A 482-nucleotide genomic window follows, 5' to 3' on the forward strand; every position below is an offset into this window, starting at 1 on the left:
AGACCGAGCAGCCCGTGCTTGGCCGTCACGTACGCCGACTTCAGCGGCGACGCTTCGTGCGAGTGCACCGAACCCATGTAGATCACGACGCCGCCGCGATCGTCCTTGTACATGTGCTTGAGCGCGGCCTTGGTCGTCAGGAACGCGCCGTCGACGTGGATCGCCTGCATCTTCTTCCAGTCGGAGAACGCGTAGTTCTCGATCGGGTTGACGATCTGGATGCCCGCGTTCGACACGAGGATGTCGACCGAGCCGAACGTGTCGGCCACCTTGTCGATGCCGCTGTTGACCGCTTCCTCGTTGGTCACGTCCATCGCGACGCCGATCGCCTTGCCGCCTGCCTTGACGATCTCGTCGGCAACCGCGTTTGCGCCGTCCTGGTTCAGGTCGGCGATCGCCACGGCCGCGCCCGCTTTCGCGAGCTCCAGCGCGATTTCCTTGCCGATGCCGCTTGCGGCGCCCGTGACGACTGCGGTCTTGCC

At 65.1% G+C, this 482-nt stretch carries 1 protein-coding gene; it reads right to left on the minus strand.

All coding sequences use genetic code 11. The features are described 5' to 3' along the window. On the minus strand, window positions 1-482 hold a 482-nt coding region (locus U5A56_RS36980), incomplete at both ends, for an SDR family NAD(P)-dependent oxidoreductase (RefSeq protein WP_321927428.1).

Source organism: Burkholderia sp. BCC1998 (assembly GCF_905339875.1).
Classification (GTDB): domain Bacteria; phylum Pseudomonadota; class Gammaproteobacteria; order Burkholderiales; family Burkholderiaceae; genus Burkholderia.